This is a genomic window from Nocardia aurea (assembly GCF_003123685.1).
Taxonomy (GTDB): Bacteria; Actinomycetota; Actinomycetes; order Mycobacteriales; family Mycobacteriaceae; genus Nocardia; species Nocardia aurea.
This window is the reverse complement of record NZ_QCYJ01000133.1, coordinates 1-8,597: the sequence shown is the minus strand read 5'-3', so window position 1 is coordinate 8,597 and position 8,597 is coordinate 1. Positions and strand designations below refer to the sequence as shown.

The 8,597-nt window shown below is 75.2% G+C and carries 10 protein-coding genes and 1 pseudogene; 3 read left to right on the top strand and 8 right to left on the bottom strand.

The genetic code is table 11. The annotated features are described in order from the left end of the window. On the top strand, positions 1-302 hold a 302-nt coding region (locus tag DAT37_RS35925; protein WP_198654605.1), incomplete at its 5' end, for a hypothetical protein. A gap of 92 nt (positions 303-394) precedes the next feature. Then, positions 395-1,336 (top strand): MEDS domain-containing protein, encoded by a 942-nt coding sequence (locus tag DAT37_RS35920; protein WP_198654604.1) that lies wholly within the window; start codon positions 395-397, stop codon positions 1,334-1,336. 240 nt (positions 1,337-1,576) lie between these two features. On the opposite strand, the pseudogene DAT37_RS45830 reads toward DAT37_RS35920, so the two are convergent. The 3 genes and pseudogenes from DAT37_RS45830 to DAT37_RS35905 all read right to left on the bottom strand — a co-directional run. Then, positions 1,577-1,792: pseudogene (locus DAT37_RS45830) on the bottom strand (endonuclease V); the annotation flags it as partial. 84 nt (positions 1,793-1,876) lie between these two features. After that, the gene (locus DAT37_RS35910) at positions 1,877-3,334 is read right to left on the bottom strand and encodes a DJ-1/PfpI family protein (protein WP_109529405.1); all 1,458 of its coding nucleotides are present in this window, start codon (positions 3,332-3,334) and stop codon (positions 1,877-1,879) included. Between the two features lie 108 nt (positions 3,335-3,442). Beyond that, positions 3,443-4,414: a GlxA family transcriptional regulator gene (locus DAT37_RS35905; RefSeq protein WP_109529404.1), complete on the bottom strand. Its 972-nt coding sequence runs from the start codon at positions 4,412-4,414 to the stop codon at positions 3,443-3,445. 164 nt (positions 4,415-4,578) lie between these two features. On the opposite strand from DAT37_RS35905, the gene DAT37_RS35900 reads away from it, so the two are divergent. Next, a complete protein-coding gene (locus tag DAT37_RS35900) occupies positions 4,579-5,319 on the top strand; it encodes a sulfite exporter TauE/SafE family protein (protein WP_109529403.1) in 741 nt (246 codons plus the stop codon). A 42-nt stretch (positions 5,320-5,361) separates the two neighbouring features. Here DAT37_RS35900 and DAT37_RS35895 read toward each other — a convergent pair whose 3' ends face one another. The 5 genes from DAT37_RS35895 to DAT37_RS35875 form a co-directional block, all read right to left on the bottom strand. Further along, positions 5,362-6,087: a type 1 glutamine amidotransferase gene (locus DAT37_RS35895; RefSeq protein ID WP_109529402.1), complete on the bottom strand. Its 726-nt coding sequence runs from the start codon at positions 6,085-6,087 to the stop codon at positions 5,362-5,364. Next, positions 6,077-6,943, bottom strand: coding sequence for a bifunctional 5,10-methylenetetrahydrofolate dehydrogenase/5,10-methenyltetrahydrofolate cyclohydrolase (locus tag DAT37_RS35890; protein ID WP_232840211.1), 867 nt, complete (start codon positions 6,941-6,943; stop codon positions 6,077-6,079). Before DAT37_RS35890 ends, DAT37_RS35895 begins: the two co-directional genes overlap by 11 nt. A gap of 2 nt (positions 6,944-6,945) precedes the next feature. Further along, entirely contained in the window at positions 6,946-7,551 is a 606-nt protein-coding gene (locus tag DAT37_RS35885; protein ID WP_109529400.1) for a cyclodeaminase/cyclohydrolase family protein, read from the bottom strand. A gap of 54 nt (positions 7,552-7,605) precedes the next feature. Continuing rightward, positions 7,606-8,133, bottom strand: coding sequence for a hypothetical protein (locus tag DAT37_RS35880; RefSeq protein ID WP_109529399.1), 528 nt, complete (start codon positions 8,131-8,133; stop codon positions 7,606-7,608). Positions 8,134-8,171: 38 nt separating this feature from the next. Next, on the bottom strand, positions 8,172-8,597 hold a 426-nt coding region (locus DAT37_RS35875; RefSeq protein WP_198654603.1), incomplete at its 5' end, for a substrate-binding domain-containing protein.

The window sequence follows — 8,597 nt, the reverse complement described above, 5'->3', positions numbered from 1 at the left end:
TGCGCAGGTCGGTCCGCTCCACCGCGGCGGCGACCGAGCAGATCCCGCTCGTCCTGCTCCCCACCGACACGCTCACCTTCACCGACGGCACCAAGGCCGCGCACGGCGGCTCGACGAACGCCACGGCCGACGGCCTCGACGTGCGCCGCGGTGACACGCTGATCAGGTTCCGGTGGGGCGGAGCCCGTCCGGCGACGCTCAGCGCGGGCTCGCCGACGTACTTCCGCGACGCCCGGCGCCGTTTCCACGCCCTGCGCATCCCGCACACGGGCGCGATCGACGTCACCGTCTCCCTGGGGTGACGGACTCCCATTTTGTGGGCTATTGGGCGGTCATGTGCCTTGTTAGAGTGGAGATCAGGCGGGCACGGAGAGGGGTGCCCCAGAGTGGCACGGTGAGCGCGCACGCCGATCCCCCCGATGACGAGAAGCGGTTCATGGCAGATCCCACCACAGTCGACCGGCTCCTGCCGGGCGACCATGTCTGCTGGACCTTCGACGACCACGAACGGCATCTGAGGGCACTGGTCCGGTTCGTCCGCACCGGGTTGGCGCGCGGCGACCAGGTCCTCTACTTCACCGACACCTTCCTGCCTCCGGCGTTCCTCGCCGCGGCGCAGGCGTACGGGGTGGAGGTGCGGCAGCCGCTCAGCACGGGACAACTGCGCGTGACGGGCGCCGACGGTTCCTACCTCGCCAGCGGCCCCTTCGAGCCCGAACGCGCCCTGAAGGGCTGGACCACGGCCATCGACCAGGCACGGGCGGACGGCTACGGCGGGCTGCGCGTGGCGGCCGACATGGGCTGGACCGTCCGCCCCGTCGTGGACGTCGACCGGCTGGCCCGGTACGAGGCGCAGGCCAACCAGATCTTCTCAGGCGGCTACGCGATGGCGCTGTGCTGCTACGACCGCAGGCTGTTCACCCACGCGGAGCTGGAGCGGATCAGCGCCGCCCACCCGGGCGCGGCCACGGCCGGAGCGGGCAGCCTGGAGGAGTGGGCGCCGCTGCTGCGCATGCGCCGCACCCCCCGCGGGCTGGTGCTGAACGGCGCCGCCGACCGCACCAACGCCGAGGCCCTGGCAGCTGTGGTGGAGCCCCTGGTCACCGAGGCCCTGGCGGCCGACACCTCACCGGCCCCGGCCGGCGGTCACGCCGATGACGCCGGTCACGCTGGTGGCGCGGTGGTCATCGACGTGACCGGCCTGACCTTCGCCGACCTCGCCACGGCCCGCGTCCTGGCGGGCGCGCTCGAAGCCGCCGGCGGCCGCCTCCGGCTGGAAGGCTCCCTGCCCGACCCGCTGCCCGCGCTCGATCCCGGCGGCGCGCGGGACTCGTGAAGACGCCCGCCGTGCCTGAAGGACGTTCTCACAGCCGCCGGCTCGGTGCTGCGCGGCAAGCCCCTCGGACGCCCACCGCCCCGTCCGGGCCTCCGGATCGGTCAGCCGCCGTGCCGGGCGAGGTGGTCGGCCGCGCGTACGGGCTCCGGGAGGCGGAAGCGGGGCGAGAGGCGCTCCGGGCCGGGGCTGGTGCGCGCCGACGAACGGCGTCTTGCCGACACCCAGCGCCGGCAGGCCGGTCAGCACGCCCACGTGACACGCCAGGCCGAACCCGCGAGGGTGCGCCAGGCCGTACCCGTCGCAGACCAGCAGGTCAGGTGTGACCGTCAGGCGTTCGAGCGCCTCCACCAGCGCGGGCAGCTCCCGGAAGGCGAACAGCCCCGGAACGTACGGGAAGCGCGCCTCGCCCGGCACCACCACCTGCTCGACCACCGACAGCGTGCCCGCGTCGAGCACCACGACGGCGGCGGCCAGCCGCTCGTCGCCGTGGTAGTGCACGTCGAGCCGACACGCACGTGATCGAATCTACGCCGCCAGGGGTCAGCGCGACGACGGATCGGGCTGGGCCACGTCGCCCCGTGCGGCGACGGAGGGACGGCGCCCCTCACCTCCGCGGGAGGAGAGACGCCTCGCCGCCCGCGAGGCGAGGACGGCCACGGCCAGGGCGAGGGCGAGGGCGAGCGCCAGGGCGAGGGCCAGCAGCATGGTCGGCCGCCACGGCCAGGCGGGACCGCTCAGGTCGAGGTGGTCCGCGGGATACTCCGTGAACTTGGCGGTGGCGCGGGCCGTGGCCCGGTCACCCCAGGCGGCGAGGTCGAGCAGCACCGGGTCGAAGGCCGGCCGCCCGGGACCGCCGCCCCGGTGCGGCAGTTCGGGGCGGAGCCCGCGCCGCGCGGCCCACGCGGCCAGCCGCGGGTCGATCCCGCCCGCGTCACGCACCCCCGGCACGACCAGGCGGTCCAGCGAGGAGGAGGCGCCGGAACCGACCGGCTGGGCCAGGAGCAGCATCCCGTGCCGGGTCCTGGCCGTCCGCTCCGCGGCGACCGCGATCGTACGGGCGGCGAACGACGTTCCGGAGTAGACCTCGAACGCGGCCGCGAGGTCCGTCTCACCGGCGCCCTCGGTCAGCGTGACGCCGATGGCAGGCCGCCACCACGGGAAGGCGGCGTTGAGCACGTACGGCAGGTCGGACACCGCCGGAGCGTTCACCGGGATGGCCGTCGAGCCGCCCGGCGACCAGCCCGGGTAGGCGAGATCCCGGCCTATGCGCGCTGCCTCCCCGGCCCCGGCCAGCTGCTCGACCAGGCGCAGCGCTCCGGCGATGCCCGAGGTGACCCCGGCGGTCGTGGTGATCGGGCCGTCCTGGACGTAGCGCTGCCCGCGCACCCACCTCACCTCGGGGTCGGACTTCTCCAGGGAGCCGATCCGGTCCCAGAACGAGGTCGCCCGCCGGCCGTCCAGCACGCCGGTGGCGGCCAGCAGGTCCGAGCCCGCGCACACGCCCAGGATCCGGGAGCCTCCCGCCGCCAGCCGGGCGATCCACGCACGCAGCGGCGCCTCCCGCTCGCCCCGGGGCTCGACGACGGCGGGCGCCACCACCACGTCCGGACGGAGCGCGGCGTCTGCGGTCACCTCCTCGAACGTGCGGTCCGGAAGCACGCGCAGCCCGCCCGACAGGGCGACCGGCTCCCTGCGGGCGGCCACGGTGTAGACGGCGAACCTGTCCGACCGGGCGAACACCTCGTACGGCGGCAGCACGTCACCGACCACCGAACCGCTCGCGCCCAGGGCCACCGCGACGACCGTCCGCCCGGACGGGACCCCTGCGGCCTCGGGCCATCCCCGCGCCGGAGGCGCAACGGGCCCGGACGGGAAGCTCTCGCCCATGGTCGCCGCGACCCCCCCGAAGCCCGCGCCGGTCAGTACGGCGCCGGCCAGCAGCAGGCCGGCCAGGACGCGCAGCGGTGTGCGGGCACGACGAAGCACGGCGTTGACCATGGAACTCTCCTTGGCGAGTGAACTCGGGCAGTTGAACTCGGGCAGTGAATTCGGGCTGTGGCCGCCCGGGTGGACGCCGGTACGCCCGCGGCTGTGGGGGCCCGGCGGTCAGGTCGGTGCGAGGCGGGAGGCCGATGGCGGCACGCCGTACCTGGCCGTGAACACCCGCCGGAAGTGGCGCGGATCGCGGAAGCCGCACCGGGCCGACACCGCCTCCACGGTCAGGGCCGTCTCCGCCAGCAGGGTGGCGGCCAGCTCCAGCCGGAGCCGCTGGCGGTACTCCTGCGGCGTGATCCCGATCGTGGCGGTGAAGGCGCGGGTCAGCCCGCGCGGCGACAGATGCGCCACGGCGGCGAGCTCGGCCAGGGTGTGCGGCCTGTCGAGGTGCTGCGCCACGTGGTCCTGCACCCGGTGTACGGCCGTGTTGAGGTGCGACCGGTACTCCAGGAAGGCGCTGACCTGCCGGTCCGTGCCCGACCGGCGCAGGTAGACGACGAGCTGCCTGGCCACCTGGGCGGTCAGCCCGGGGCCGTGGTCGCGCTCGATGAGCGACAGCGCCAGGTCGAGCCCGGTGGAGATGCCCGCGCTGGTGCTGATCGGCCCGTCGTGCACGTACAGGACGGCCTCCTGCACCCGGGCGGCGGGGTAGCGCTCGCGCATCGCGTCGATCAGCGTCCAGTGGGTGGTGCACCGGCGCCCGTCGAGCAGCCCGGCCTCACCGAGCGCCGCGGCCCCGCTGCAGACGGAGGCGACGCGGGCTCCGGCGGCGTGGGCGCCGGTCAGCCACCCGATGACGGAGCCGGAGACCAGCGGCCGTCCCGGCCCCGGCGGGTACACCCGGTGCCCCGGCACGAGCACCAGGTCCGCGTGGCCGACCTCGCCGAGCGGCCCCAGCCCGGCCAGCCGCAGCCCCTGCGCCGTGACCATGTCCGGCCGCTCGGCGACGTACTCCAGCCGGTACGGCGCGCCCAGGTGCGTCGCGGCGTCGAACGCCTGGACCGGACCGGCCAGATCGAGCAGGTTCACCTCCGGCTGCACCAGCACGATCACCCGCCCGCTGCCGCCTTTAGTCAGCGTCATGCGCCTCACCTTAGGCAGTGCCACGGGCGCCCAGCGAGGGCCGCACCGGCCGTGCGGCGGACGGATCCGGCACTGATCGCCACACACGGGAGGTTCCCCCGGGGCTTTGTCGGGGCGCGACACCCGACTTCGGGGATGAAACGGACATCACCTAGCATGTCGGGGTGATCGGCGGAGAGGTCCTGGGCCTGCTCGGGGTGGGCGCGGTGGCCGGGGTGGTCAGCACGGTGGTGAGCCTGGCGTCGATCGTGTCCTATCCCGCGCTGCTGGCGTTCGGGCTCCCCCCGCTCGCCGCGAACGTCACGAACACGGTGGCCCTGCTGTTCACCGGCCTGGGCGCGGCGGCCGGGTCACGGCCGGAGCTGGCCGGTCAGGGCCCCCGGGTGGTCAGGCTCGGCTGGATCACCGCCCTCGGCGGGGCCGCTGGAGCGTTCCTGCTCCTGGTCACGCCGTCGCGGACGTTCGAGATGATCGCCCCGTGGCTGATCGCGGCCGCCTCCCTCCTGCTGGTCCGCCCGCCCACCGGACGGCGGCACAGCGAGCACGGGGTGCTGACCCGGGTCGCGCTGTTCGCCGTGGCCGTCTACACGGGCTACTTCGGCGCAGCGGGTGGCATCCTCATGTTCGCGGTGCTGGCCGCCATGCTCGGCCAGACGCCCGCCAGGACCAACGCGGTCAAGAACGTGCTGGCCGGGCTGGCCAACGCGGTGGCCGCGCTGGGGTTCGCGCTGTTCGGCCCGGTCGACTGGGGAGCGGCGGCGCCGCTGGCGGCCGGGTTCCTGCTCGGCGGGTGGTTCGGGCCGAAGATCGCCAGGCGGCTGCCCGGCCAGAGCCTGCGCTACCTGGCCGCCATCTGCGGCCTGGCGGTGGCGGGCAAGCTCGGCTACGACGTCTACGCGGGCTGACCATCCGCCCGAGCGTGGTCGGGCCGACCGGCCGTCCCGGGCCTACGCGGGCTGACCGTCCGCGCTGAGCGTGCGCGGGCCCGCGCGCAGGACGAGGTCCGCGAAGCGACCGGCCACCTCGTGCCAGATCGGGGTGGAGACCGGTTCGTCGGCCACCGCCCCGGCGTACACCTCGTCGGGGTCGAAGCCGTCCACCTTCCAGACGCGGACGCGCTCCGGCAGCACCTCGGGATGGAACTGCACGCCCCACGCCCGCTCGCCCACCCGGAACGCCTGGTACGGGCAGGCGGCGGTCTCGGCGAGCCAGGTGGCGTTCGTCGGCAGCGCGGTGACCGCGTCCACGTGGTGCTCGATGGCGGGCACCACCGGGGGCAGGCCGTGGAAGAGCGGATCGCTCGCCGCCTCGGGCCGGAGCGCGACCGGGACGCTGCCGTTCTCGGGCGCGCCCGCTCTGCCCGTCACCTCGCCCCCGGCGACCTGGGCGAGCATCTGCCCGCCCAGGCAGATGCCGAAGAAGGGGACGTTCCGGGCCAACGCCTGGGCCACCAGGCTCCGCGCGGTCGCCAGCCAGGGCGCGCGGTCGTCCTCGCCGGGGAGGTAGCCGCCACCCAGCACGATCATCGCGTCGTGCCGGAGCGTGCCGGGCAGGGCGGTGCCGTCGTAGGTGTGGACCACGTCCAGCCGCAGCCCGGCCTCCTCCAGCCACCCGCGGAACCGGCCGGGGTCGCCGCTCCTGCTGCTCTGCACGACCAGCACGTCACCGGACATCGCGGCCCTCCGGACCCGCCGCCATCGCGGTGTGACGCAGGAGGATCGCCGTGGTGACCGGGCCGACCCCGCCGGGCACCGGCGTGAGCGCGCCCGCCCTGCCGATGACCGCGTCGAAGTCGACGTCCCCCGTCAGGCCGCCGTCCGGCGTGGGATTGGTGCCGACGTCGATCACGATCGCGCCGGGGGCCACGTGCTCGGCGCCGATCAGCCCGGCCCGGCCCACCGCGGCCACCAGCACCTCGGCGGTGGAGGTGACGGACGCCAGGTCGCGGGTGCGCGAATGGCAGACGGTGACCGTGCAGTGCCGGTCGAGCAGGAGGTGCGCCAGCGGCTTGCCCACCACGGTGGACCGGCCCACCACCACGGCCCGCGCGCCCCGCAGCTCCACGCCGTGGTGGTCGAGCAGCGCCATCACCGCCGCCGCCGTGGCGGGCGCGAACGCGGGCAGCCCGGCGGTCAGCCGGCCGAGCGACAGCGGGTTCGCGCCGTCGACGTCCTTGGCCGGATCGACGGCGGCGGCCAGCTCCTGTGCCGACGCGCCCTCGGGAAGCGGGGTCTGCAGCATGAGGCCGTGCACGCCCGGGTCGCCGCCGAGCCGCTCCAGCGTCGCCCGGATCTCCTCCGGCCGCGCGCCGGGGCCGAGGTCCACGACGTCGCAGGCGATGCCCACGCCCGCCGCCGCCTTGGCGATCGATCGTACGTACCACAGGGTCGCCTCGTCGGCGGTGGCCACCACCACGGCCAGCACGGGCCGCGGGCCCGCGGCCACCCGCTCGGCGGTCTCGGCCCTGATCGCCGCCGCCACCTCCCGGCCCCGCAGCTCCGTCCCCGCGGAACCCGCGCCCGTTCCCACCGTCACGCCTTCAGCTCCCGTCGTACGCTCGCCGTCACCCGTTCGGCCCGTTCCACCGCCGCGTCGACCCCCGCCAGACACTCGCGCAGGCCGGCGAGCACCCGCTCGTCCCGGATCCCGCCCATGTTGACCTCGACGTTCACCCGTGCCGTGGTCAGCGCCGCCCGCGCCGCCTCCGCCGCCGCGGCGACGTCGGTGACCACGTTCCGGTTGCCGATCGGCAGCAGCGTCTCGCAGAGCTCGACCAGCCGGGTGGCCGCCTTCACCACCTCGGCGGGCGGCCTGGCCGCGCCGGCTAGAGCCGCCGCGATGGCGGCGCCGCGCTCCTCGCCCTTGGGCAGCCGGTAGGCGTCCGTGACCGCGGTGAACGCCGCGGCGTCCTCCTCGGCGAGCCGCAGCCCCCGCTCACGCAGCGTGTCGGTCTCGGCCGTCACGGCGGCGACGGTCTCCGCGTGCGCGGCGTACTTCTCGCCGGTGCTGTAGCGGGCCACCATGCCGAGCAGGGCCGCCGCCTGCGCCGCGTGCAGCGCCGCCGTGGCGCCGCCGCCGGGCGCCGGCACCCGGTCGGCCAGCCGGGCCAGGAAGTCGCCGATCTTCGTGTCGCGCATGGCGGCATTCTGCCAGCTGGCAGATCCCCGCACCGGCGGCCGGGCCGCGCGACGTCACTCGCGGTGCATCGGGCGGGTGACGTCCTCGGGCGCGGGGGAGTAGTACGGCGGAGGCGCGCCCTGTCCGGGCGCCCCCACCGGGGGCGGGCCGTAGCCGGGCGTCACCACGACGGGCCCGGCGGAGCGCCACCGCGACGGGAACACCGAGGCCACCAGCAGCACCACCGCGAGGAACAGGAAGATCCCCGCATAGCCCAGCGTGAGGAATCCGGTGCTGAGCGTCCCCCTCGTCAGCGCGTCGGGCAGCAGCCGGGTGCCCCAGAGCTCCACGAGCGGCAGCCCGCCGAGCGCCAGGAACCCGAGCCCGCCGAGGAGCGAGGCGACCGGAGACAGCCGCGAGGAGACGAGAACGGCGAACAGGATCCCCGAGCCCGCGAGCGCGCCGAACCCGGTCCACGAGATGATCAGATCCCGGAAGTTGATGAGCATCTCGGTGGTGCCGTAGATCAACCCGACGGCGATCAGCGGAGGCAGCAGGATCCCGGCGACCACTCCCAGTACGTGACGCACAACGTTGGACATAACGCCCCAACCCCCGTCATTCCGGTTAGGGCCACAACCTACCGCGTGGACTCCCGCACGACGAGTTCCGGCTGGAACATGACCTGCTGGTGCGCGTGCGTCTCCGGGTTGTCGCACTCGTCCAGCAGCAGCTCGGTGGCGACCCGGCCCAGCTGGTAGGTGGGCTGCCGGACCGACGACAGCGCCACGGCCGAGGCGGAGGCGAAGTCGATGTCGTCGTAGCCGATCAGCGAGACGTCGCCGGGCACCCCGACGCCCGCCTGCAGCAGCCCCCGCAGCACGCCCAGGGCGAGCAGGTCGTTGGCGCAGAACAGCGCGTCGGGCAGCGCGCCCCCGGACAGCAGCTTCTCGGCGGCCTGCTGCCCCGCCTTCGCCGTCATCGCCGGCATCGCGATCTCGACGAGCGCCAGCGGGTCGCGCCCGGCCTCGGCGAGAGCCTGCTCGGCGCCGTGCCGCCGGTCCTG

Excerpts from the sequence above, each read along its gene's own strand:
- DAT37_RS35910 (WP_109529405.1), bottom strand. The coding sequence starts at position 3,334 with ATGGTCAACGCCGTGCTTCGTCGTGCCCGCACACCGCTGCGCGTCCTG.
- DAT37_RS35905 (WP_109529404.1), bottom strand. The coding sequence starts at position 4,414 with ATGACGCTGACTAAAGGCGGCAGCGGGCGGGTGATCGTGCTGGTGCAG.
- DAT37_RS35895 (WP_109529402.1), bottom strand. The coding sequence starts at position 6,087 with ATGTCCGGTGACGTGCTGGTCGTGCAGAGCAGCAGGAGCGGCGACCCC.
- DAT37_RS35885 (WP_109529400.1), bottom strand. The coding sequence starts at position 7,551 with ATGCGCGACACGAAGATCGGCGACTTCCTGGCCCGGCTGGCCGACCGG.
- DAT37_RS35880 (WP_109529399.1), bottom strand. The coding sequence starts at position 8,133 with ATGTCCAACGTTGTGCGTCACGTACTGGGAGTGGTCGCCGGGATCCTG.